This window comes from Actinophytocola xinjiangensis (assembly GCF_001921215.1).
GTDB lineage: Bacteria > Actinomycetota > Actinomycetes > Mycobacteriales > Pseudonocardiaceae > Actinophytocola > Actinophytocola xinjiangensis.
Map to the genome: position 1 here is coordinate 250,513 of NZ_MSIF01000009.1, position 22,061 is coordinate 272,573.

Sequence of the window (22,061 nt, forward strand, 5' to 3'; positions counted from 1 at the left end):
CATGCGATCGACGAGGATCGTCGCCGGAGCCCTGGCCGTGGCCCTGGTCGCCGCCGGCTGCGGCGGCAAACAGGAACGCGAGGCCGGCGGCGGCGACACCGGGGCGTGCGAGGCGTCCTCGGGGCGGATCACCATCGCCACCGGCAACACCGGCGGCGTGTACTACACCCTCGGCGGCGGCCTGGCCCAGCTGATCAGCGACAACACCGAGCTCAACGCGGGCGCCGCGGAGACCGGCGCGTCCGTGCAGAACATCCAGCAGCTGGTCTCCGGGGACTACGACATCGCGTTCTCGCTGGCCGACACGGCCGCCGACGCGGTCAACGGCACCGGCTCGTTCGAGGGCCAGAAACAGGACATCGCGGCGCTCGCGCGGATCTACTCCAACTACACCCAGGTCGTGGTGCGCGCCGACGCCGGCATCACCTCGATCGCCGACATGCGCGGCAAGAAGATCTCCACCGGCTCACCCAAGTCCGGCACCGAGGTGATCGCCCACCGGCTGCTGGAGGCCGCCGGCCTCGACCCGGCCGCCGACGTCTCCGCCCAGCGCCTGGCGCTGCGCCCGACCGTCGACCAGATGAAGGCCGGGCAGATCGACGGGCTGTTCTGGTCCGGCGGCCTGCCCACCCCCGAGATCACCGACCTGACCACCTCGCTCGGCGAGGACGTCACCTTCCTCGACATCACCGACCTGCTGCCCGAGCTGAAGAGGATCAACCCGGTCTACGACGAGGGCACGCTCACCGCCGACACCTACAAGCTGCCCGCCGACGTGTCCACGGTCGTGGTGCCCAACATGCTGCTCGTGCGCTCCGACTTCGCCGACAACGACGCCTGCGCGATCACCAGCCTGATCTTCGACAAGAAGGACGAGCTCGTGAAGGTGCACAAGGCGGCGGCGGAGCTCGACGCGGCGAAGGCCGTCGAGACCGACCCGGTCCCGCTGCACCCGGGAGCTGAACAGGCCCTGAACACCGACTGACACCCGAGGGCATCTACGCTGCGCTCGTGCGTGTCCTGGTTATCGGCTCCGGTGCGCGCGAGCACGCACTGGTGCTCGCGCTCGCCCACGACCCGGCTGTCGTCGCGCTCGCCTGTGCCCCCGGCAACGCCGGGATCGCCGCGCAGGCCGAGACCTACGGCGTCGACGTCACCGCCCCGTCGGCCATCGCCGAGCTGGCGACCCGGTGGCGGGCCGACCTGGTGGTCGTCGGCCCCGAGGTGCCGCTGGTGGCCGGCGCGGCCGACGCGGTCCGCGCGGCCGGCATCGCCTGCTTCGGCCCGTCGGCGGCGGCCGCCAGGATCGAGGGCTCCAAGGCGTTCGCCAAGGACGTGATGGTCACCGCCGGGGTGCCGACGGCGACCAGCGAGGTGGTGGACAACCCGGCCAAGCTCGACGCCGCCCTGCGCCGCTTCGGCCCGACCTGGGTGGTCAAGGACGACGGCCTGGCCGGCGGCAAGGGGGTGGCCGTCACCACCGACCAGGCCGCCGCCCGCGCCCACGCCATGACCCTGCTCGACGACGGCCACCCGATCCTCCTGGAATCCTTTCTGGACGGCCCGGAGGCGTCGCTGTTCTGCCTGGTCGACGGCACCACCGTGGTCCCCCTGCTGCCCGCCCAGGACTTCAAACGGGTGGGCGACGGGGACGCCGGCCCCAACACCGGCGGCATGGGCGCCTACGCCCCGCTGCCCTGGGCCCCGCCCGGCCTGGTCGACGAGGTCGTCGCCAAGATCATCGCCCCGGTCGTCGGCGAACTCGCCGCCCGCGACTGCCCGTTCTCCGGCCTGCTCTACGCCGGCCTCGCCCTCACCGACGCCGGCCCGCAGGTGATCGAGTTCAACTGCCGCTTCGGCGACCCGGAGACCCAGTCGGTGCTCGCCCTGCTGCGCACCCCGCTCGCCGGCCTGCTGCACGCCACCGCCACCGGCACCCTCGCCACCCAGCCACCCCTGGAGTGGTCCGACGGCGCCGCGGTCACCGTCGTCATCGCCGCCGAGGGCTACCCCGGCCGCCCCCGAGCCGGCGACGTCATCACCGGCGCCGACACCGACGGCGTCCTGCACGCCGGCACCCGCCGCCGCGACGACGGCGCCATCGTCTCCGCCGGCGGCCGCGTCCTCGCCGTCGTCGGCACCGGCGACACCATCGCCGACGCCCGCGCCGAGGCCTACCGCAAGGTCGACACCATCCACCTCGCCGGCTCCCACCACCGCACCGACATCGCCGAACGTGCCTCCGTGACCACCTGAGCTTGGTAGCCTCCAGAACGGAAGCTGACCGACAACCAGTTGGGGGGCGACGGGATGCTCACCGCCGGCGCGATAGGAAGCGGCCTCACCAAGGCGTTCCACCAGGTCGACCAGGCCACCAGATCGCTCAGCTCGGGCACCTTCACCGTCAACCAGGACAACGTCCTCGCCGCCGCCCGCATCATCGAATCTCAGGCGGAGCACCTGTCCCGCCTGCTGCGGCTCTCCAAGCGGGGTATCAGGATCGAGCCGCCGGGCAGCGACGACGTCAGTACCCGCATGTCGAAGGCGTGGAACGACCGACTTCTCGACGACGAGGACGCCTACGCCAGGCGGATCGGCGAGTACGTTCTCGGCCTGCGCAAGCTCGCGATCCAGCTCGGCGACACCGCCAAGGCCTACGGGTACAGCGAGGAGCAGATCGAGGCGGCCTTCCGTGGATCCCAGGGTGCGTAGGGCGTTCCCGCTCGTTGCCGGTCTGTTGACGATCGCCCTCGCCGCGGGATGCTCCGACGCGACCGGCGGCACGGCCGTCCCCAACGGCGGTGGCGGTGACACCCCGAGCAGCGCCGGGCCGGACCCGTCCTCGGGTGGTCCGGAGCCGACGGTCGAGATTCCGCCGCGCCCCAAGGACCTGAAGGTGGATGGCCTGGAGCCCTGCTCGGTGCTCACCGAGGCGCAGGTCGCCCAGATAGCCAAGGACTACAAGTTCGACGCGCCACCGGTCCAGGACACCGCCGGCAAGGACAAGATCTGCACGCTTGAACAGACCGCCGAACCTTTCAATGCCATCGATGTCCTGCTGATCACCGACAGGGGCATCGAGTACTGGCTGTCCGGTCAGGGCAATGTCGATGCCTGGCCGGTGACCGTCGCCGAATTCCCGGCGGTGGACTACAAGCTCGCCGGTGTCGACGATGAAGAGTGCGTGACGTCGGTCGGAGTCGCTGACGGGCAGCAACTGACCGTGGAGTACACAGTCCTGACGGAGGAAGTCGACTACCGGGAGCTGTGCCAGGTCACCGAGAAGATCGCCGCGATGGCGACCGAGACGCTGCAGACGTTGAGGTGAGGGAGTTATGGACGGGGACTACGGACTCAGCGACCTGCGCTTCGAGGGGTACTCCAACGAGGACCTCGCGCGTCAGGTGGACGGACTGCGCGACGGCGGAAGCGGCACCGAGAGCCTGAACAACGCGGTTCGGGCGCTGATCGGCTTGGCCGACGGTCTGTCCGACACCGACACGGTGCTCCGCGAGCAGCTTCGCGAGATCGGCGTGAGTTGGGAGGGCACCGCCTCCGACGACGGGTTCCTGGCCACCCAGAGCGCCTCGATCTACGCCGAGGACGCCACCGACCCGGTCCGCGAGTCGGCGGACAGCGTCAACGAGCAGGGTGACGTGTTCACCAGCACCCGTAACTCCGCGCCGGACTCCGGCACGTTGCGGGGGCCGAGCGAGGAGAACATCGGCGACCGGGTCGCCGGGTTCTTCGGTCACACCACCGATCACGCCAAGGACGTCCGGGCCACCAACCAGGCCAGGGACCAGGCGATCGACGGCCTCAACGGCTACCAGTCGGGCAGTTCGGCGGCGATCGGGCGGGCCGGTGGTCTGCCGGTGCCGCCGGGGATGAACCTGGTGGCGCAGCCGGCGGAAGCGGAGTTGGGTGTCACGGGGGCGTCCGGGTTGGAGTCCGGGCCGGCGGTGGGTCCGGCCGGGCAGCCGGGGTCCGGTCCTGGTGCCGGCCCCAATCCGACGTTGCCCGGTGGGCCGAACAACCCGCTGCCGACCTCCGGTGGGACGCCGCCGGTCGGTGGCCCGCCCGGGCAGCAGTTCACCTCCACGAACCCGGTCAACCCGTCCCTGCCGTCGGGGCCGAGCGTCGGCCAGAACCTGTTGCGTCCGCTGAATCCGGTGCTGATGGGCGACGCCGCGTTGATGACCGCCGGTGGCGGTGGTGCCGGGACCGGCGCCGGGCCGGGGGACCGGACGGTCCGTGGTGGCCTGAACCCGGCCTCCGGCAAGGGGGTCACGCCGGGCCGGGCGGTCACCATCGGGGCGGTGCCCGACGACGAGGCCCGCGCGGCCCGCAACGCGGAGAAGTTCGGGGCGAGAACGGGGCGGCCCGGCTCGTCGCTGATGCAGCCGGCGGCTCCGGGTGGTCGTGCCGACGGTGAGGACGACAAGGAGCACGTGCGCCGGTACGGGATCGACTCCGGTGACGTGTTCGAGGACCAGCGTGTGGTCGCCCCCGAGTCCATCGGCGACGAGCCGGATGACCACTAGCGGGACGGTCAAGCTCTCCACGCTCGAGTTCGACGTGCTGTGGGAGCGGGAGCGGCTGCCGCGCAAGCACGAGGCGATCGCGGTGCCCAGCCCGGGCAAGACGCACTCCGAGCGTGCCCGGCTGGTCACCAAGGCGTTGGCGGAGCTGGCGGCGCGCGGGCTGACGGTGCACGACCGGGCGGCCGGCGCGCTGCTGGACCGGCTGGAGCTGCTGGCCCGCCCCCAGGTGTCCATCGACAGCTGGGTCTGGTCGGACCGGGAGATCCGCGCGTTGACGGCCGCGAGCGGCGACCAGGCGGTGCTGGCGGTGGTCGAGGGTGACGAGGTGTGGCTGATTCCCTCGCGGGACACGGCCATCGCCGAGTCGGCGGTGTCGATCTGCGGTGAGGCGCCGGCCGGGCCGGGGCTGTCGGTGAGTGTGCCGACCGACGTGCTGGTGGCGGCTGACGGCGAGGCCGGTGGGGACAGCCGGGAGCTGTCGGCGGCGCTGATCCGCCGGGGTGTGCCGAACAACGACGCCAAGACGCTCGGGTTGATGGTCGACGGGATGGACCTGCGCGGGCAGTTCTGTGTCAACCGGGTGCGCCGCGACGGCCGGCTGGCCAGGGCCGAGCGGGTCGTCGCCTTCCATGACACCGCGCAGGGCAGGTACGCCCACCTGGCCAAACCCAACAACGACGGCCGGACCTGGAGCACCGTGACCCCGGCGGACAACCGGCGGTTGGCGATGCTGGTGCGGGAGCTGGCCGACGAGGTCTGACGGCCGGTCGTGCGCCTGCGCGCCGGGGCGGTCAGGCTGTGGGTATGGATCACCCGTTGAAGATCGCCGGCCGGGCAGCGGTCCCGCCGTTCCACGTCATGGAGGTGCTGTCGGCGGCCAACGACCGGCAGCGGGCGCGGGGCGACGTGGTGTCGCTGGCCGCCGGGCAGCCGTCGGCGGCGGCGCCTCGGGCGGTGCTCGCGGCGGCCGCCGAGGCGTTACGCGGCCCGTTGGGCTACACCGAGCAGCTGGGGATCCCGGCGTTGCGGGAGGCGATCGCCGACCACTACGAGCGCCGTCACGCCCTGGCGGTCGACCCGCACGACGTGGTGGTCACCACCGGCTCCTCCGGCGGGTTCCTGCTGGCCTTCCTGGCGGCGTTCGACCACGGCGACCGGGTGGCGCTGGCCCGCCCCGGCTACCCCGCCTACCGCAACATCCTCAGCGCGTTGGGCTGTGAGGTCGTGGAGCTGCCCTGCGGCCCGGGCAGCCGCTTCCAGCCGACGGTGGAGATGCTGGAGGCGCTCGACGGGCCGGTCGACGGGCTGGTGGTCGCGAGCCCCGCCAATCCGACCGGCACGATGCTGGCCGCCGGTGAGCTGGCCGCGATCGCCGGCTGGTGCGCGGGCAACGGCGTGCGGCTGGTCAGCGACGAGATCTACCACGGCATCCAGTACGGCGAGGAGGAACCGGCCTGCGCCTGGCAGTTCTCCCGGGAGGCCGTGGTGGTGAACTCGTTCTCCAAGTACTTCGCGATGACCGGCTGGCGGCTGGGCTGGCTGCTGGTCCCCGAGCAGCTGCACCGCGCGGTCGACTGTCTGACCGGCAACTTCACCATCTGCGCGCCGGCGTTGTCCCAGCAGGCGGCGACCGCCGCGTTCACCTACCCGGAGCTGGACGCGCACGTCGCGCGTTACCGGGCCAACCGGGACGAGCTGGTGCGCGGCCTGGGTGAGCTGGGCATCACCGGGCTCGCCCCGGCCGACGGCGCGTTCTACCTCTACGCCGACGTCGGCCATCTGACCGACGACACGATGTCGTGGTGCCAGCGGCTGCTGGCCGACACGGGGCTGGCGATCGTGCCGGGGATCGACTTCGACCCGGTCGGCGGGCACCGGTTCGTCCGGCTGTCGTTCGCCGGTCCGTCGCAGGACGTGACCGAGGCGTTGCGCCGGTTGGGGAACTGGCTTCCCTGAGGGGTCTTCCCCGATGTGCCGGCCGCGTGCGGCTGCCAGACTCGGTGGTGTGGAACCGCCGGTGGGCGCCGTTCGTTCACCGGACACAGGCGGTTTCGGGGAGAGGTTGGACCCACATGCTGTTGAAGATCATCGGCGCGATCATCGTCATCTGGGTGGCTTTCGCCGTGCTCGGGTTCGTGTTCAAGGTGCTGGGCACGCTGCTGGTGGTCGCCGGCGTGTTGACCGTCGGCGCGATCGGCTACGCGGCGATCAAGGGCTCGTCCCGCAAGCAGATCGGCCGTTAGCGTCCGATCCCGGCGATCCGGTCGAGGACCTCGGTGATGTCGGCCGCGCTGACGTCGCGGTGGGCGATGAACCGCACCCGGCCGAGCATCGGCACGGCCAGCACGCCGACCCGGCGCAGCGCCTCCAGCGTGGCGCCGGCGTCGGGCGTGGCGGCGAGCACGATGTTGGTCTCCGGGGTGCCGACCTCCCAGCCGAGTGAGGCGAGGCCGGCGGCCAGTGTCGCCGCGTTGGCGTGGTCGGTCGCCAGGGCCGGTATCCGGTCGATGGCGATCAGTCCGGCCGCCGCCAGCACGCCGCCCTGGCGCACGCCCCCGCCGAGCATCTTGCGCAGCCGCCGGGCCTCCTCGACGAACGCGGCCGTGCCGGCGACCAGCGACCCGACCGGCGCGCCCAGGCCCTTGCTCAGGCACACCTGCACGGTGTCCACGCCGACGGTCAGCGCCGCCGGCGGCACCTCCAGGGCGACCGAGGCGTTCCACAGCCGCGCACCGTCGAGGTGCACCCGTAAGCCGATGTCGCGGGCGGTGGCCACCAGCTTGGCGTGCTCGTCGGGCGGGGTGACCACACCGCCGGCGGCGTTGTGGGTGTTCTCCAGGCACAGCAGCGTGGTCCGCAGCGCGTAGTAGGGGCCGGTGGCGCCGCCGGCCCCGCGCACCGCCTCCACCGGCAGGTGCCCCGGCCGGTCGCCCCAGTCGACGGCCTCCGGCATGCCGCCGGACAGCCACGCGGCCGCGCCGAGTTCGCTGTCGAGCACGTGGGCGCCCCGGGAGGCGATGAACTTCTCGCCCCGGCTCAGGTGCGCGGTGAGCGCGATCATGTTGCCCATCGACCCGCTGGGCACCCACAGGGCGGCCTCGACGCCGAGCACGTCGGCGACGCGCTCCTCCAGGCGGCGCATGGTGGGGTCACGGTCCAGCACGTCGTCGCCGACCTCGGCTCTGGCCATGGCGACCCGCATCGCCTCGTCCGGGGCGGTGACGGTGTCCGAGCGGAGATCGATGAGCCTCGTGTTTGTCACGATCCGATCACACCACATGCCGCTGGAGGCACCCGCCGGGGCACCTCGGGCGTCCTAGGGGGTGGCGTGGATCTCGTCGGGACACCGTGCAACCGTTGACCCGACATCTTCCGTCCCCCAGAAGCAGACGACGAGCGGAGAGAGTCCGCGTGGAACAGCGCGACGAGGAGGACTTCGCGGAGTACTTCGTGGCTCGGCGTGACGCTGTGCGGCGATCCGCGTACCTGCTGTGCGGTGACTGGCACCGTGCGGACGACCTCGCCCAGACGGCGTTCGTCGCGTTGCACCGCAGGTGGCGCAAGATCCGCGACCGAGGGGCGCTGGATGCCTACGTCCGCCGGACGCTGGTGCGCGCGGCGATCGACGAGTCCCGGCGTCCCTGGCGCCGGGAGCGGTTCGTCGACGAGCTGCCGGAGAACGCGCAGCTCGGCGACGGCGGTTCCGGCGAGCTCGGCGAGGCGGTCGCCAACCGGGCCGCCCTGCTCGACGGCCTGCGGCGGGTGCCACCCCGGCAACGGGCGGTGCTCGTCCTGCGGTTCCTGGAGGGTCTGGACGTGTCGGCCACGGCGGACGCGCTCAAGTGCTCCGAGGGCACCGTGAAGAGCCAGACGTCGCGGGGACTGACCGCGCTGCGGGAGGTTCTCGGCGACACGCTCGACGACCTGAGGTCGGCGACATGAGGAGGGAGGCCGTCGATGGATGAGCACAAGCTGTCCGAGCTGCTGCGCGACGCCGTCGCCGACGTGCCGCCCCCGACCTTCGACCAGGGCGACGTCGTCAGGGAGTCCGCGCGCCAGCGGGTCCGCCGGCGCAACGGCCTTCTGACCGGATCCGCACTCGGAGTAGCCCTTCTGGCGGGCGCGACTGCGCTGAGCGTGGCATTGTGGACAGGGACGGACTCGTCCGGACAGCCGAATGCCGCATCGGGTGACAGTGCACCCGGTAACGGAACCACTGCTCCATACGAGTTAGAGGAAGAGAAGGCCGCCGACGCGCCCAGCGCGGGAGGCGACACGAACTCCTCTCCGGAGTCGCGGAAGCAGGGCCGCACTTCGGGTGAGGAAGCCGGGCCTGCGGGGCCCGGCAGCACCCCTAGCGGGTGCGAACAGGCGGACCGGGAGCTCGCTGCTGCCCTCGCGGGCGAGCTCCCGGCCGCCGCACTTCCCGCCTACTACACCTGCCCGTCTGATGTGACGAACATCACATACGACCTGTACGGCGGTCGGCTCACCGTGATGCTGCTCGACGCCGGCAGCCTGATGGCGTCGGACGACGAGCCGGGCTGGACGATGCGGCAGGCCGTCGCCGAGACCGCCGACGGCCGGCACGTGATGATCTTCAGCGCTGCCCGGGACCCGGGCACGCCGCCGTTCGCCGACGAGCTGGAGGACCTCGCCGAACGGGTTGCCGGCCACTACTGAGCGCTGACCTGGCACGATCTGTCCGGATGACGGCAGCCAGCACACCCAAGGGCGAACGCCGCCGCCAGGCTCTCGTGGCGGCTGCGGCGCAGCTGCTCGCCGAGGGTGGCTTCGAGGCGTTGCGCCACCGCGCGGTGGCCGAGCGCGCCGGCCTGCCGCTGGCCTCCACCACCTACTACTTCGACTCGCTCGACGACCTGGTCATCGCCGCCGTCGAGCACCACGGCCGGGGCGAGCTGCGGCGCGGCGCGCAGCTGCTGGCCGCGCTGCCCACCCGGCCCCGGGGCGTGGCCGCGGTGATCGACCTGGTGCTCGACCAGCTGCTCGGCCCGCCGGCCGCCGACCGGGACGCCGAGCTGGTGCTGCTGCGCTACGAACGCCTGGTGGCCACCTTCCGCCGCCCCTACCTGCGCCCGCTGATGCACACCCTCGGCGGCGAGCTGCGCGGGCTGCTGCTGGAGGTGTTCACCCGCTCCGGCATGGACGCCGACCGCCGCCGGGTCGAGCAGATCATCGCGCTGGTCGACGGCACGGTGGTGAACGCGTTGATCGAGATCGACCCGGACCCGAGGGCGGTGGCCCGGCGCGCGCTGCGCGAGGTCCTCGCCCCCTGAACCGCTGAGCACGCAACCTCTTCCCCGCGTCGCGCGTATGCAGTGACGGAGCGAAAGGGGCGCGGATGCGCAAGACCGAGGAGAACCGGTTCCGGGAGTTCGCCCGCGAGCAGTCCGCCGCACTGCGCCGCACCGGCTACCTGCTGTGCGGCGACTGGCACCTCGCCGACGACCTCACCCAGCAGACGCTGATCAAGCTCTACCGGGCGTGGCCCCGGCTGGAGCGCGACGCCGCCCCGGTCAGCTACGCCAGGAAGGTGCTGCTGCGGTGCTGGCTCGACGAGCGCCGGCGGCCGTGGCGGCGGGCGGAGCGGCGCGACGGGGAGATCCCCGACGGCGCGGATCCGGCGACCGGGCCGGTCGAGGCGCACGAGCTGGTGAGCCTGCGCGCGGCGCTGTTCCGGTCGCTGGACGAGCTGGGGCCACGACAGCGGGCGGTGCTGGTGCTGCGGTACTTCGAGTCGCTGTCGATCACCGAGACGGCGGCGGCGCTGGGCTGCACCGAGGGAACGGTGAAGAGCCAGGCGGCCAGGGGTCTGGCCGCGTTGCGGACGTCGGTCGACGTCCGCGCCGAGGATCTGACGAAGGAGTCGCGATGAACGAACGACAGCTGATCGACGACCTGTCCACCGCGGTGCTCAACGAGCCGCCGCTGGGTTTCGACCCGGACGAGGTGATCGACCGGGCCGCGCGCCGGCGCCGGCACACGATGGCCACGGCGATGACGGGAAGCGCGGCCGTGCTGGTGGCGGTGACCGCGATCGCCTTCGGCGCCACCGGGGCGAACTCGCCACCGAGCGTGGGGGTGGCCAGCCAGCCGCCGGGGCCGGCGAGCGGTGGGCCCGACCCCGACGAGCCGGTGCCGTGTCCGCTGCCGATGGCGGAGATCGTCCCGGGGCAGCTCGCCAAGCACTTCCCCGGCGTCGAGTGGGATCCGGTTCCGGAGCCGCACATCGACACCGAGACCCAGAGCTGGATCAACCTGGCCGGCGACACCACGCAGAACGTGTACGTGATCTGCGGCAGCCCGGGCGGGATGGTCGAGGGCATCGAGACGCCGGAGCCGACGCTGGTCATCGACGAGCCGCAGCCCGACGGTGCCCTCCTGCGGGTCTGGCAGCGGGAGACGATCGAGGACCGGGTCCAGATCACGGCGGAATGGACGCTGCCCGGTGGGGGCGAGCTGATCGAGGTCCAGGTCAATGCCAAGGGTGAGCCGTTCGGCACACCGCGACAGGCTGGCGAGCTGGCCACCGAGCTGGCGGGGTTGGCCGGCTAGGCTGGGCAAACGTGACAGTCAAGCCGCGTATCCCCAACGTGCTCGCCGGCCGCTACGCCTCGGTGGAGCTGGCCACGCTCTGGTCGCCCGAGCACCGGATCGTCCTGGAACGGCGGCTCTGGCTCGCCGTCCTGCGGGCCCAGAGTGAGCTGGGGGCCGCCGTCGCGGACGGGGTGATCGAGGACTACGAGCGGGTGGTCGACCAGGTGGACCTGGAGTCGATCGCCGCGCGGGAACGGGTCACGCTGCACGACGTCAAGGCGCGGATCGAGGAGTTCAACGCGCTGGCCGGGCACGAGCAGGTGCACAAGGGCATGACCTCCCGGGACCTGACCGAGAACGTCGAGCAGCTGCAGATCCGCGACTCGTTGGTGTTGATGCGCGACCGGGCGGTCGCGGTGCTGGTCCGGCTGGCGGCCCTGGCCGCCGAGCACGCCGACCTCGTGATGGCGGGGCGCTCGCACAACGTGGCCGCGCAGGCGACCACGTTGGGCAAGCGCTTCGCCTCGGCGGCGCAGGAGCTGCTGATCGCGCTGGAGCGGACCGAGGACCTGATCGCCCGGTACCCGCTGCGCGGGTTGCAGGGCCCGGTCGGCACCGGGCAGGACATGCTGGACCTGTTCGGCGGTGACGTGTCCACGTTGGACAGGTTGCAGCGCAGGATCGCCGGCTATCTCGGCTTCACCCGGGTGTTCGACAGCGTCGGCCAGGTGTACCCGAGGTCGCTGGACCACGACGTGGTGTCCGCGCTGGTGCAGCTGGCCGCCGCGCCGTCGAGCCTGGCCACGACGATCCGGCTGATGGTCGGCCACGAGCTGGCCACCGAGGGTTTCCGGCCGGGCCAGGTCGGCTCGTCGGCCATGCCGCACAAGATGAACACCCGCTCCAGCGAGCGGGTCAACGGCTTCGCCGTCATCCTGCGCGGCTACGCCTCCATGGTCGGTGAGCTGGTCGGTGACCAGTGGAACGAGGGCGACGTGTCCTGCTCGGTGGTGCGCCGGGTCGCGCTGCCGGACGCGTTCTTCGCTCTCGACGGGCTGTTCGAGACCTTCCTGACGGTGCTCGACTCGTTCGGTGCCTACCCGGCGGTGATCGCCCGCGAGCTGGACCGCTACCTGCCGTTCCTGGCCACCACCAAGGTGCTGATCGCCTCGGTGCGGGCGGGGGTCGGCCGGGAGACCGCGCACGAGGCGATCAAGGAGAACGCCGTCGCCGTCGCGCTGGCCATGCGTGAGCGCGGTGTGGAGCGCAACGACCTGCTCGACCGGCTGGCCGCCGACGAGCGCGTGCCGCTGGACCGGGCGGGGCTCGACGCGCTGCTGGCCGACCGGCTCTCGTTCACCGGGGTGGCCGGCGCGCAGGTGGCCGCGGTGGTCAAGCGGGTCGAGGAGGTGGCCGCGCGGTACCCGGAGGCGGCCCGGTATTCCCCCGCGGCCATCCTCTGAGTCCGGCTACCCTCGACCGGTGGCGACCGTATCCGCGCTGGCGTACTACCCGGTCAAGGGGTGTGCCGGTGTTTCCGTGCCCGGGTTCGAGATCACCGCGACCGGCCCGGTGCACGACCGCGTGTTCATGTTCGTGTCCGCCGGGGAGGGCGTGTTCCGCAGCCAGCGCCGCACGCCCCGGCTCGCGCTGGTGCGCCCCGAGGTGGTGCACGAGGGCGCCAAGCTGACGCTGGCCGCGCCCGGTGTCGCGGAGCTGACGATCGACGTGGTCACCGACGGTCCGCGCCGGCGGGTCGACGTGCACGGCGTGTGGCAGGGCGACGGGGTCGACCAGGGCGAGGACGTGGCCGGCTGGGCGAGTGAGGTGCTCGGTGAGCCGGTGCGGCTGGTGCGGGTGCCGGCCGACCACGACCGCAGCGTGGACGAGCGCCACGGTCCGATCACCTTCACCGACTCGACGCCGCTGCACCTGACGTCGCTGGCCTCGTTGGACGAGTTGAACGCGCGGATCCTGGAGCGTGGCGGCGACGCCGTGCCGATGGAGCGGTTCCGGCCCAACATCGTGGTCGCCGGCCTGGACGGGCCGTTCGCCGAGGACGCGGTGCGTGGGTACGGCATCGGCGGGGTGGCGCTGCGCTGGGTCAAGCCGGACGTGCGGTGCGCGGTGACCATGGTCGACCAGGTGAGCGGGTCGCCGTCGGGGCCCGAGCCGCTGCGCACGCTGGCGACGTTCCGGCGGGAGCCGGCGGGCGGCGTGAGCTTCGGGGTCAAGCTGGCGGTGGACCGCCCCGGGCGGATCGCGGTCGGTGACGAGATCGTCCTGTCCGAATAGTTCGTGTTGCGAATTGTTCGGTTAGGCTGGTCGTGTGGACGACGTGGACGAGGAGCGGCTCGGGGTGGTGGCCGCCCTGGTGCGCTGTGCCTACCTGGTGAACGCGGTGTACGCCGCGTCGGCGCGCGAGCACGGCCTGACCGCCCAGCAGGGGCAGCTGCTGTGCGTGCTGATGTCCCGTCCGCTGGGCATGGGGGAGCTCGGGGCGACGTTGGGGCTGGCCAAGTCCAGTCTGACCGGCCTGGTGGACCGGACCGAGCGCAACGGCCTGGTCAGTCGGGAGGTGGATCCGGCCGACCAGCGCGCGGTCCTGGTCGGGCTGACCGCGCGCGGCACCCGGCTGGTGCGCGAGTTCTACGACGCGACCTGCCGGCGGGTGGACGAGTTGCCGGCGGGGCTCGACCAGGCGGAACGGGACGTGCTGGCGGGTCTGCTCAGCCGGGTGGTGGCCGACAACGCGGTGCCGATGGTTTTTGGGAACACCTTGAATTCGTAGCACGAACTAATATAGTTCGCAGTACGAACTCAAGGGAGGATCTCATGCGTGACCTCGTCTTCGGTATCGGCGTCGGCGGCAGCCTGGCCGACGGACCGGACCTGCTGGCGCTGGTCGAGCAGGCCGACCGCGACGGCCGCGACGGCCTCGACCACGTCTCGCTGCCCGACCACCCCTACCTCGGCGACCGGCTCGACGCCTACGCCACCATCGGCGTCCTCCTCGGGCGCACCAGCGCCATCACCGCCTTCGCCAACGTGACCAACCTGCCGGCCCGCCCGGCGCCGGTCCTGGCCCGCACGATCGCCACGCTCTCGGCGCTGTCGCGCGGACGCGTCGTGCTGGGCGTGGGCGCGGGCGGGCTGTGGGACCGGATCACCGACCTCGGCGTGCCCCGGCTGTCCCCGAAGGAGGCCGTGGCGTCCCTGGCCGAGGCGATCACCCTGGTCCGGCGGCTGACCGGCGGCGGCCCGCCGGTCACCGTCGAGGGCCGCCACCACCGGGTGCGGGAGCTGGAACCTGACCCGGTGCCGGCGCCGCCGGTGTGGACCGGGTCGGTCGGGCCGAGGTCGCTGGCGGTCACCGGCGCGCTGGCCGACGGCTGGATCCCCGGCCACGCCGCCGACTGGCGCAGCCCGCGCTACCGCGAGTCCCGCCCGGTCATCGACGAGGCGGCCCAGGCGGCCGGGCGCGACCCGCGCGCGATCCGCACGGTGTTCAACCTGCCCGGCCGGATCACCGACCGCCCACTGGCCGCCACCCGCGACCGCGACGGCCGCTGGCTCGGCGGCTCACCCGGCCAGTGGGTCGCCGAACTCACCGCCGCCGTGCTCGACCACCACGCCGGCGGGTTCACCCTGTTCTCCACCGGCTACGGCACCCAGGACGCCCGGACCGTCGCCCGATGGGCCGGCGAGGTCGCCCCGGCGGTGCGCGAGACGATCGCGAAGGAGGTCGGCTCGGCTAGCATCGGGGTCCGATGAGCTACGACTGGATCTCCTTCACCACCGACTACGGCACCGACGACGGCTTCGTGGCGGTCTGTGAGGGCGTCATCGCCCGGATCGCCCCGGTGCCCAGAGTCCTGCACGTCACCCACACCGTGCCGGCCCAGGACGTGCGCCGGGGCGCGTCGGTGCTGGCGCACACCGTGCCCTACCTGCCGCCGGCCGTGCACCTGGCGGTCGTCGACCCCGGTGTGGGCACCGAGCGGCGCGGGGTCGTGCTGGTGGTCGCCGAGGGCCTGCTCGTCGGACCGGACAACGGCCTGCTCATCGCGGCGGCCGAGGCGCTGGGCGGCATCCGCGAGGCCTACCAGCTCACCGAGCCCGCCTACCAGCTCTCCCGGGTCTCGGCGACCTTCCACGGCCGCGACATCTTCGCCCCGGCCGCCGCGCACCTGGCGGCCGGGATCGGGCCGGAGAACCTCGGGCCGCCGGTCGACGTGGGCACGCTGATCCGCCTGCCGGAGCCGGAAACCCTTGCCGAGGAAGGGAAGCTGTCCTCCGAGGTGTTCGCCATCGACAGCTTCGGCAACATCGCGCTCGCCGCCACCGGCGCCGACCTGGACGCGGCCGGCGCCACCCCGGGCACCTCGGTGCACGTCAACATCGACGGCCGCACGGTCAACGCCGTGGTCACCCGGACCTTCGGCGACGCGGGACCGGAGGCGTACGTGGTCTACGTCGACTCGGCCGGGCGGGTGGCGCTGGCGGTCAACGGCGGCTCGGCCGCCGCCGACTTCGACGCCACCCTCGGCGACCCGGTGCTGCTGCTGTTCGCCCGCCCCTGACCGGCGCTCAGATCTCGGTCGGCTCGCCGTGGGGCAGCACGGTCACCGTGGTGCCCTCCGGGGCGAGCCGCTCGAACCACGCGTAGGTCAGCGTCTTGCCCTGCTCGCCGAGCAGTTCCTGGTGGATCGGCACGGCGACCCTCGGCGACACCGCGCGCAGGAAGTCGATCGCCTCACGGAGCTTGAGCCACGGGGCCATCGTCGGCAGGCCGAGCACGTCGACGCGCTGCTCGGGGACGACCAGCGCGTCCCCCGGCTGGTAGAAGGCGCCGTGGTCGATCACGTAACCGACGTTGGGCGGCAGCGGCTGCTCCGGGTAGATGACCGCGTGCTGGCCGCCGACGGCGTTGATCGCCGCACCGGCGACGGTCGCCGAGCCGCCAGGATCCAGCCGCTCGGCGGCCAGCCCCAGCTTCGTGGTCTCCTCGGCGGTGCCGGGGTCGGTGAGCAGGGTCGCCTTCGGGTTGGCCGCGAGCAGGGCCGGCAGCCGTTCGGTGTCGAAGTGGTCGAAATGGCGGTGGGTGACGAGAACCGCGTCCAGGTCGCGCAGGCCCTCGAAGCCGGTGGAGAAGGTCCCCGGGTCGAACAGCAGGCGGGCCGAACCGGTCTCCAGCAGGACACACGAGTGTCCGAAGTGAACGAGTCGCACGTGGCTCACGCTACTCGCCAGGTTCCCTACCGACGGGTAGCGTGGAGGCCGCAGCCGACCAGGGAGGTCAGCATGACCACGGTCCACGCGGAGTCCGCGGCCACCGGCGACACGGCGGCCCGCGACACCTTCGACTCCCTCGACCCGGCGACCGACGAGGTCGTCGGCACGTACCCGATCAACACCGCCGAGGACGTCACGGCCGCCGTCGAGCGGGCGCGCACCGCGGCCGCCTGGTGGGCCGGCCTCGGCTTCGACGGCCGCGCGGAACGGCTGCGGCGCTGGAAGGGCGTCCTCACCCGGCGCAGCGCTCAGCTCGCCGAACTGGTGCACGCCGAGACCGGCAAACCGCACGGCGACGCCATGCTGGAGATCGTCCTGGCCATCGACCACGCCGCCTGGGTCGCGCGCAACGCGCGGAAGGTCCTCGGCCGCAAGCGCCGCTCACCCGGCCTGCTGATGGCCAACCACGCGGCCACCGTCGAGTTCCAGCCGCTGGGCGTGGTCGGCGTGATCGGCCCGTGGAACTACCCGGTGTTCACCCCGATGGGGTCGATCCTCTACGCGCTGGCCGCCGGCAACACCGTGGTGTTCAAGCCCTCGGAGTACACGCCGGGGGTCGGGGCGTGGCTGGCCGAGTCGCTCGCCGAGGTCGTGCCCGAGCACCCGGTGCTCCAGGTGGTGACCGGCTTCGGCGAGACCGGTGCCGCGCTGTGCCGCTCGGGCGTGGACAAGATCGCCTTCACCGGGTCGGCCGCCACCGGCCGCAAGATCATGGCCGCCTGCGCCGAGACCCTCACCCCGGTGCTCATCGAGGCCGGCGGCAAGGACGCGCTGCTGGTCGACCAGGACGCCGACCTCGCCGCGGCCGCCGACGCCGCCGTGTGGGGCGGCATGTCCAACGCCGGGCAGACCTGCGTCGGCGTCGAGCGCGTGTACGTGCACGAGAAGGTCTACGACGAGTTCGTGGCCAAGGTCGTGGACATCGCCGGCTCGGTCCGCGCCGGCGACGACCCGGACGCCGACATCGGCCCGATCACCATGCCCGGCCAGCTCGCCATCATCCGCCGGCACATCGCCGACGCCCTGGCCAGGGGCGGCCGGGCCCTGTTGGGCGGCGAGGACGCGGTCGGCGAGCGGTTCGCCCGGCCGACCGTGCTGGTCGACGTCCCGGAGGACTCGGCGGCCGTCCGCGAGGAGACCTTCGGCCCGACGCTGACCATCGCCAGGGTCCGCGACATGGACGAGGCCGTCGACAAGGCCAACGCCACCCGCTACGGCTTGGGCGCCACGGTGTTCGCCAAGGCCAGGGCCATGGAGCTGGCCAGCCGCCTGCGCTCGGGGATGACCGCGGTGAACAGCGTGATCAGTTTCGCCGGCATCCCGTCGCTGCCCTTCGGCGGCATGGGCGACTCCGGCTTCGGCCGCATCCACGGGCCGGAGGGGCTCAAGGAGTTCGCCCGCCCCAAGGCCATCGCCCGCCAGCGGCTGCGCGCGCCGCTGACCCTGACCACGTTCTCCCGCACGGCCAAGACCGACGCCACGCTCGCCAAGCTGATCACCCTGCTGCACGGCCGCCGGAGCTGACGCCTCACGGGCGGTCGCGCCCGGCCCGCCGCACCACCGCGACGAGCAGGACGAGACCGCCCGCGCCGGGCCAACCACCAGGTGGTCGAGCTCCCCCGAGCCGCGGATCGAGCGGGCGTGGGGACCGAGCTGGCCAGGCGCGGCACCGTCCTCGCGCGTGGGCCTCGGCGTGCCGATTCTCCTGTTTTCGCAGGTCAGGCCGTGGGGATCCCCCCGTTTTCCAGTCTATCGCGCGACGCCGACGGTTCTCGGTGGTGCGCGAGAGGGCTGTGGACAACTGGGGGACAACTCGGGGGCGGCTGGGGACAAGTGGGGCCGCGCCGGTGAGGCGTTCACCCGGCGCGGGATCGGTGGCGTGCGCGTGCCCGGCCGGAGACCGGCACGCTCCCCGGTTCAGGCCCTGATCAGGTCGGCGGCCTTCTCCGCGACCATGACCGTCGGGGCGTTGGTGTTGCCCCGGGGCACGACGGGCATGACCGACGCGTCAACCACCCGCAGCCGCTCGGTGCCGCGCACCCGCAGCGTCGGGTCAACGACCGTGCCGATCGCGCAGGTGCCGACCGGGTGGTAGAGCGTCTGGGTGTACTCGCGGACGTGCTCGGCCAGGTCCGCGTCGGACAGGTCGTGGGTGAGCGGCAGCAGCGGGCCGGCCAGGTAGCGGGCCAGCGGCGCCCGCGCGCCGATCTCCATCGCCTGGCGCAGGGCGGTGACCATGACGTCCAGGTCGCCGGGGTCGCTGTAGTAGGCCGGGTCGATCGCCGGGCGCCACCTCGGGTCGGCCGAACGCAGCCGCAACCGGCCCCGGCTGCGGGGCGCCACCAGCGTCGCGCCGGCGGTGAACCCGTCGACGGTCGGCTCGCGCAGACCGTTGTCGTAGAACGCGGTCGCCGCGACGTGGAACTGCATGTCCGGCAGCTCGTCGCGGATCGCCCAGAACGCGCCGGCCTCGCCGATGTTGGACGAGAGCGGGCCCCGGCCGGTCAGCTTCCAGGCCAGCAACCGGGCCGGGGTCGCCAGCTTCGCCAGGTCGCTGGTGCCGGTGGTGCGCCACAGCAGCCCGGCCGCCGGGTGGTCGTGCAGGTTCTCGCCGACCTCGGGCAGCGCGACCAGCACGTCGATGTCCAGCTCGCGCAGGTGCTGCGCCGGGCCGATCCCGGAGAGCATCAGCAGCTGCGGGGAGTTCACCGCCCCGCCGGCCAGGATCACCTCGCCCTCGGCGCGCGCGGTCTGCCGCACGCCGTGGCGGGTGTAGGTGACGCCGACCGCGCGGGTGCCCTCGAACACGACCCGCTCGGCGTGCGCGTGCGTGCGCACGGTCAGGTTCGGTCGCTCCAGCGCCGGACGCAGATAGGCGTCGGCGGTCGACCAGCGGCGCCCACCCCGGCAGGTCACCTGGTAGAGGCCGGCGCCCTCCTGGGTGGCGCCGTTGAAGTCGTCGGTCGGCTTGAGGCCCCAGGACACCGCGGCGTCGACCCACGCGGTGGACAGCTCGTGGGTGTAGCGGCGGTCCTCGACGTGCAGCGGGCCGCCGGTGCCGTGCAGCGGGCCGTGCAGGCGGGTGTTGTGCTCGGCGCGCACGAAGTAGGGCAGCACGTCGTCGTAGCCCCAGCCGGTGGCGCCGTGCGCGTCGCGCCAGGTGTCGTAGTCGGCGCGGTTGCCCCGGATGTAGATCATCGCGTTCATCGACGAGCAGCCGCCGAGCAGCTTGCCCCGTGGCCAGTAGGCGCGCCGCCCGCCGAGGTGTTTCTGGTCGACGGTCTCGTAGTTCCAGTCGAACCGGCTCTTGAACAGCGTCGAGAACGCGGCCGGGATGTGCACCTCGTCGGCGTCGTCCTCGCCGCCCGCCTCCAGCAGCAGCACCGAGCGGTCCGGGTCCTCGGTGAGCCGGTGGGCCAGCACACACCCGGCACTGCCGGCGCCCACCACGATGTAGTCGAAGGCCATGCCCCGAGCGTGCTACAGGTCGGCGAGGATCTCCAGCTCCCGCACCGGATCCAGACCCGAACGGCGCTCCCGGTCCAGACCCAGCTCGCGTTCGCGCGCCAGGGCGTCGGCGACCGCGTCGGCCAGCGGGCGCACCGGCAGCCCGGCGGCCAGTGACGGCGTCGGGTCGTGCGCCGGCATCCCGTGGTGGGTGTCGGGCAGCCACAGCGGCAGCGACCGAGGGCCGCTCCACGGCGTGACCCCGGCCGCGACCAGTTGTCGTGCGTCGGCGCCGACGAGCTCGACGTCGACGCCGACCGCCTCGGCGATCCCGGCCAGCAGCTCCGTGAGCGGCCCGACCGGGCCGGCGGCGTCGTAGGTGCCGGTCAGGCCGCGTTCGCCGGCGTCCACCAGCCACGACGCGTAGGCCAGCACGTCCAGGTACTGGATGGGTTGGTCGACGGCCGGCACCAGCACCCGCCCGCCCCTGGCGAAGCGCGCCGGCCAGTAGCCGAACCGGTCGCTGCGGTCGCCGGCGCCGGTGATCAGCCCCGGGCGGGTGACGAACGCCCGCTCGCCCATGACCTCGCGCACGGCCTGCTCGCTGGCGACCTTGATCCCGCCGTAGAGCGCGACGCCGTCCTCGCCGGCGGCGGCCATGATCTCCCGGTCGGCGTGCTCGGTGAGCGCGGGCACCAGCTCGCCCGTGGCGGGGGTCTGGCCGGGCGTTGCGGTGTCGGCGTAGACGTTGATCGTCGACACGAACGACCAGTGCGCGGCCCGCTCGCCCAGGGTGCGCAGCGCGCGGGCCACCCACGGGTAGGACAGCGGCGAGACGTCGACCACCGCGTCGAACTCGCCGGTCAGCGGGGCGAGACCGTCCTCGGCGTCCCGGTCGACCCGGACGAGGGTCGCCCCGTCGGGGACCTGCCCTGACTCGCCGCGGGCCGCGCAGACGACCTCGTGTCCCCGGCGCACCCCCTCGGCGGCCACCGCGTGCCCGACGAAGACCGTTCCACCCAGCACGAGAAGTCTCATGCGGCCCACCCTTGCCGGCGTGGCACGCGCTCGCCACCGATCTCGCGCTGGGTGAACGGGGTCGGCGCCGTGCCCCCCGGCCGTCCCCAGGTCGGTTGTCCACAGCCTCCCCGGTCACCACCGAGAACTGTCGGCGGTGCCCGCTAGACTGGAAAACGGGGGGATCCCCGTGGCCTGACCTGCGGAAACTTGCGGAAACTTGGGGAAACTTGGGGAGTCGGGGAGTTCGGGTGGCCGGCGCCCGCTCGTGGTCAGCGGCGGCGCAGGACGAAGTCCGTCGAGGTGCCGCCGCCGAGGAGCACGTCGAGGTGGCCGTCGAGGACGTAGTCGCCGTGCGGGGTGGCGGCGACGGTCGTCGGCGCCGGGTCGGCCCACGGCGTGACCCGGTAGGCCAGGGCCGAGTCGCGGCGCAGGACCAGCTCGTGCACCGCCGCGCTCGCCCCGGGGACCGGCGCCAGTGCGTTGGTGACCACGACCAGCGTGCCGTCGCGGCGCAGCGCGATCCCGTCGGCGCCGGTCAGCGGCGTGCGCAGGGTCAGTTCGCGCAGCTCACCTCCGGGTTGGAGGCGGAACAGCCGGCCGGTGACGAAGGTGGCGAGCAGCAGGTAGCCGTCGGGGTGCCAGGCGATGCCGTTGACGCCCAGCTCCGGGCCCAGCCTCGGGTCGGTGACGACCGTGGAGACCCGGCCGGCGCGGTCGACCCGGTACACCGAGCCGGTGGTGTCGGTGACGTAGGCGGTGCCGCGCGGGTCGACGGCGACGTCGTTGGGGGCGCCGGGCAGCGGCACCGACCAGGCGCGGGTGCCGGTGCGCAGGTCGTAGGCGGCCAGGCCGCCGGGCAGGCCGGGCGCGCCGTGCACGGCGACGATCCGCTGGTGGGCGCGGTCGACCTCGAGTCCCAGGAAGGCCGGCAGCTCGGGGTCGGTGACGACGGTCGTGGTGGTGGCGTCGGCGGCGACGGCGGTGATCCGCGCGGGGGTGAGCGAGCCCACCAGCAGTGCCCGGCGCGACGGGTCCCAGGCCACACCCTCGGGGAACTGGTTGGTCGCCGCCGGGCGCAGCACGTCTGGCCAGTGGCGGTCGGTGGTGGCTCGTGCCGGCGCGGCGAGGGTGGTCAGCAACAGCGCGGCGACGAGCGCGAGTGGTCCAGGTCTCATGGCGGAAGTCTTGCGGATCCGG

The 22,061-nt window shown here is 73.0% G+C and carries 24 protein-coding genes; 19 read left to right on the top strand and 5 right to left on the bottom strand.

Going from position 1 to position 22,061, the window contains the following annotated elements; all coding sequences use genetic code 11:
• Position 1: 1 nt before the first annotated feature.
• The 8 genes from BLA60_RS20135 to BLA60_RS44595 all read left to right on the top strand — a co-directional run bounded on the left by BLA60_RS20135 (position 2) and on the right by BLA60_RS44595 (position 6,787).
• The gene (locus BLA60_RS20135; protein WP_075134560.1) at positions 2-985 is read left to right on the top strand and encodes a TAXI family TRAP transporter solute-binding subunit; all 984 of its coding nucleotides are present in this window, start codon (positions 2-4) and stop codon (positions 983-985) included.
• A 26-nt stretch (positions 986-1,011) separates the two neighbouring features.
• Positions 1,012-2,256, top strand: coding sequence for a phosphoribosylamine--glycine ligase (gene purD, locus BLA60_RS20140; RefSeq protein WP_075134460.1), 1,245 nt, complete (start codon positions 1,012-1,014; stop codon positions 2,254-2,256).
• Positions 2,257-2,310: 54 nt separating this feature from the next.
• A complete protein-coding gene (locus BLA60_RS20145; protein WP_075134461.1) occupies positions 2,311-2,712 on the top strand; it encodes a hypothetical protein in 402 nt (133 codons plus the stop codon).
• Positions 2,705-3,328: a DUF3558 domain-containing protein gene (locus BLA60_RS20150; protein ID WP_075134462.1), complete on the top strand. Its 624-nt coding sequence runs from the start codon at positions 2,705-2,707 to the stop codon at positions 3,326-3,328. Before BLA60_RS20145 ends, BLA60_RS20150 begins: the two co-directional genes overlap by 8 nt.
• Before the next feature lie 7 nt (positions 3,329-3,335).
• The gene (locus tag BLA60_RS20155; RefSeq protein ID WP_075134463.1) at positions 3,336-4,544 is read left to right on the top strand and encodes a hypothetical protein; all 1,209 of its coding nucleotides are present in this window, start codon (positions 3,336-3,338) and stop codon (positions 4,542-4,544) included.
• Positions 4,534-5,304 (top strand): ESX secretion-associated protein EspG, encoded by a 771-nt coding sequence (locus BLA60_RS20160; RefSeq protein ID WP_075134464.1) that lies wholly within the window; start codon positions 4,534-4,536, stop codon positions 5,302-5,304. The genes BLA60_RS20155 and BLA60_RS20160 overlap by 11 nt, the downstream gene beginning before the upstream one ends.
• Positions 5,305-5,348: 44 nt before the next feature.
• Positions 5,349-6,500: a pyridoxal phosphate-dependent aminotransferase gene (locus BLA60_RS20165; RefSeq protein ID WP_075134465.1), complete on the top strand. Its 1,152-nt coding sequence runs from the start codon at positions 5,349-5,351 to the stop codon at positions 6,498-6,500.
• A gap of 116 nt (positions 6,501-6,616) precedes the next feature.
• Positions 6,617-6,787 (top strand): hypothetical protein, encoded by a 171-nt coding sequence (locus BLA60_RS44595; protein ID WP_170108407.1) that lies wholly within the window; start codon positions 6,617-6,619, stop codon positions 6,785-6,787.
• Here BLA60_RS44595 and BLA60_RS20170 read toward each other — a convergent pair.
• Positions 6,784-7,806 (bottom strand): threonine aldolase family protein, encoded by a 1,023-nt coding sequence (locus BLA60_RS20170; protein WP_425427073.1) that lies wholly within the window; start codon positions 7,804-7,806, stop codon positions 6,784-6,786. The two genes, BLA60_RS44595 and BLA60_RS20170, sit on opposite strands and share 4 nt — an antisense overlap.
• Positions 7,807-7,955: 149 nt before the next feature.
• On the opposite strand from BLA60_RS20170, the gene BLA60_RS20175 reads away from it, so the two are divergent.
• From BLA60_RS20175 to BLA60_RS20220, 10 genes are all read left to right on the top strand, one after another.
• The gene (locus BLA60_RS20175; RefSeq protein WP_075134467.1) at positions 7,956-8,486 is read left to right on the top strand and encodes a SigE family RNA polymerase sigma factor; all 531 of its coding nucleotides are present in this window, start codon (positions 7,956-7,958) and stop codon (positions 8,484-8,486) included.
• Positions 8,487-8,501: 15 nt separating this feature from the next.
• Positions 8,502-9,227 (top strand): ferredoxin reductase domain-containing protein, encoded by a 726-nt coding sequence (locus BLA60_RS20180; RefSeq protein WP_075134468.1) that lies wholly within the window; start codon positions 8,502-8,504, stop codon positions 9,225-9,227.
• Positions 9,228-9,253: 26 nt separating this feature from the next.
• Complete coding sequence (locus BLA60_RS20185) at positions 9,254-9,841, top strand: TetR/AcrR family transcriptional regulator (protein WP_075134469.1); 588 nt, start codon at positions 9,254-9,256, stop codon at positions 9,839-9,841.
• A gap of 65 nt (positions 9,842-9,906) precedes the next feature.
• Positions 9,907-10,440 (top strand): RNA polymerase sigma factor, encoded by a 534-nt coding sequence (locus tag BLA60_RS20190; protein ID WP_075134470.1) that lies wholly within the window; start codon positions 9,907-9,909, stop codon positions 10,438-10,440.
• The gene (locus BLA60_RS20195) at positions 10,437-11,120 is read left to right on the top strand and encodes a hypothetical protein (RefSeq protein ID WP_075134471.1); all 684 of its coding nucleotides are present in this window, start codon (positions 10,437-10,439) and stop codon (positions 11,118-11,120) included. Before BLA60_RS20190 ends, BLA60_RS20195 begins: the two co-directional genes overlap by 4 nt.
• Positions 11,121-11,131: 11 nt before the next feature.
• Positions 11,132-12,565 carry an adenylosuccinate lyase gene (purB, locus tag BLA60_RS20200; RefSeq protein ID WP_075134472.1) on the top strand — a complete coding sequence of 478 codons (1,434 nt, stop codon included), beginning with the start codon at positions 11,132-11,134 and terminating at the stop codon, positions 12,563-12,565.
• Between the two features lie 19 nt (positions 12,566-12,584).
• A complete protein-coding gene (locus BLA60_RS20205) occupies positions 12,585-13,397 on the top strand; it encodes an MOSC domain-containing protein (RefSeq protein WP_075134473.1) in 813 nt (270 codons plus the stop codon).
• Positions 13,398-13,431: 34 nt separating this feature from the next.
• On the top strand, positions 13,432-13,893 hold the full coding sequence (locus BLA60_RS20210) for a MarR family winged helix-turn-helix transcriptional regulator (RefSeq protein ID WP_075134474.1): 462 nt from the start codon (positions 13,432-13,434) through the stop codon (positions 13,891-13,893).
• A gap of 44 nt (positions 13,894-13,937) precedes the next feature.
• Positions 13,938-14,876, top strand: coding sequence for an LLM class flavin-dependent oxidoreductase (locus tag BLA60_RS20215; RefSeq protein WP_075134475.1), 939 nt, complete (start codon positions 13,938-13,940; stop codon positions 14,874-14,876).
• Positions 14,873-15,685, top strand: coding sequence for an SAM hydrolase/SAM-dependent halogenase family protein (locus BLA60_RS20220; RefSeq protein WP_075134476.1), 813 nt, complete (start codon positions 14,873-14,875; stop codon positions 15,683-15,685). The genes BLA60_RS20215 and BLA60_RS20220 overlap by 4 nt, the downstream gene beginning before the upstream one ends.
• A gap of 7 nt (positions 15,686-15,692) precedes the next feature.
• On the opposite strand, the gene BLA60_RS20225 is transcribed toward BLA60_RS20220, so the two are convergent.
• Positions 15,693-16,334, bottom strand: coding sequence for an MBL fold metallo-hydrolase (locus tag BLA60_RS20225; protein WP_075134561.1), 642 nt, complete (start codon positions 16,332-16,334; stop codon positions 15,693-15,695).
• Positions 16,335-16,406: 72 nt separating this feature from the next.
• On the opposite strand from BLA60_RS20225, the gene BLA60_RS20230 reads away from it, so the two are divergent.
• Entirely contained in the window at positions 16,407-17,921 is a 1,515-nt protein-coding gene (locus BLA60_RS20230; protein ID WP_075134477.1) for an aldehyde dehydrogenase family protein, read from the top strand.
• A 393-nt stretch (positions 17,922-18,314) separates the two neighbouring features.
• Here BLA60_RS20230 and BLA60_RS20235 read toward each other — a convergent pair whose 3' ends face one another.
• The 3 genes from BLA60_RS20235 to BLA60_RS20245 all read right to left on the bottom strand — a co-directional run bounded on the left by BLA60_RS20235 (position 18,315) and on the right by BLA60_RS20245 (position 22,039).
• Positions 18,315-19,865 carry a GMC family oxidoreductase gene (locus BLA60_RS20235; RefSeq protein WP_075134478.1) on the bottom strand — a complete coding sequence of 517 codons (1,551 nt, stop codon included), beginning with the start codon at positions 19,863-19,865 and terminating at the stop codon, positions 18,315-18,317.
• A 12-nt stretch (positions 19,866-19,877) separates the two neighbouring features.
• Positions 19,878-20,882, bottom strand: coding sequence for a Rossmann-fold NAD(P)-binding domain-containing protein (locus BLA60_RS20240; protein ID WP_075134479.1), 1,005 nt, complete (start codon positions 20,880-20,882; stop codon positions 19,878-19,880).
• A 251-nt stretch (positions 20,883-21,133) separates the two neighbouring features.
• Positions 21,134-22,039 carry an SMP-30/gluconolactonase/LRE family protein gene (locus BLA60_RS20245; protein ID WP_075134480.1) on the bottom strand — a complete coding sequence of 302 codons (906 nt, stop codon included), beginning with the start codon at positions 22,037-22,039 and terminating at the stop codon, positions 21,134-21,136.
• Positions 22,040-22,061 lie beyond the last annotated feature (22 nt).

Coding starts and splice junctions, on each gene's coding strand:
- BLA60_RS20135 (WP_075134560.1), top strand. CDS start 2: ATGCGATCGACGAGGATCGTCGCCGGAGCCCTGGCCGTGGCCCTGGTC.
- BLA60_RS20145 (WP_075134461.1), top strand. CDS start 2,311: ATGCTCACCGCCGGCGCGATAGGAAGCGGCCTCACCAAGGCGTTCCAC.
- BLA60_RS20155 (WP_075134463.1), top strand. CDS start 3,336: ATGGACGGGGACTACGGACTCAGCGACCTGCGCTTCGAGGGGTACTCC.
- BLA60_RS20160 (WP_075134464.1), top strand. CDS start 4,534: ATGACCACTAGCGGGACGGTCAAGCTCTCCACGCTCGAGTTCGACGTG.
- BLA60_RS20165 (WP_075134465.1), top strand. CDS start 5,349: ATGGATCACCCGTTGAAGATCGCCGGCCGGGCAGCGGTCCCGCCGTTC.
- BLA60_RS44595 (WP_170108407.1), top strand. CDS start 6,617: ATGCTGTTGAAGATCATCGGCGCGATCATCGTCATCTGGGTGGCTTTC.
- BLA60_RS20180 (WP_075134468.1), top strand. CDS start 8,502: ATGGATGAGCACAAGCTGTCCGAGCTGCTGCGCGACGCCGTCGCCGAC.
- BLA60_RS20185 (WP_075134469.1), top strand. CDS start 9,254: ATGACGGCAGCCAGCACACCCAAGGGCGAACGCCGCCGCCAGGCTCTC.
- BLA60_RS20190 (WP_075134470.1), top strand. CDS start 9,907: ATGCGCAAGACCGAGGAGAACCGGTTCCGGGAGTTCGCCCGCGAGCAG.
- BLA60_RS20195 (WP_075134471.1), top strand. CDS start 10,437: ATGAACGAACGACAGCTGATCGACGACCTGTCCACCGCGGTGCTCAAC.
- BLA60_RS20215 (WP_075134475.1), top strand. CDS start 13,938: ATGCGTGACCTCGTCTTCGGTATCGGCGTCGGCGGCAGCCTGGCCGAC.
- BLA60_RS20220 (WP_075134476.1), top strand. CDS start 14,873: ATGAGCTACGACTGGATCTCCTTCACCACCGACTACGGCACCGACGAC.
- BLA60_RS20230 (WP_075134477.1), top strand. CDS start 16,407: ATGACCACGGTCCACGCGGAGTCCGCGGCCACCGGCGACACGGCGGCC.
- BLA60_RS20235 (WP_075134478.1), bottom strand. CDS start 19,865: ATGGCCTTCGACTACATCGTGGTGGGCGCCGGCAGTGCCGGGTGTGTG.
- BLA60_RS20240 (WP_075134479.1), bottom strand. CDS start 20,882: ATGAGACTTCTCGTGCTGGGTGGAACGGTCTTCGTCGGGCACGCGGTG.
- BLA60_RS20245 (WP_075134480.1), bottom strand. CDS start 22,039: ATGAGACCTGGACCACTCGCGCTCGTCGCCGCGCTGTTGCTGACCACC.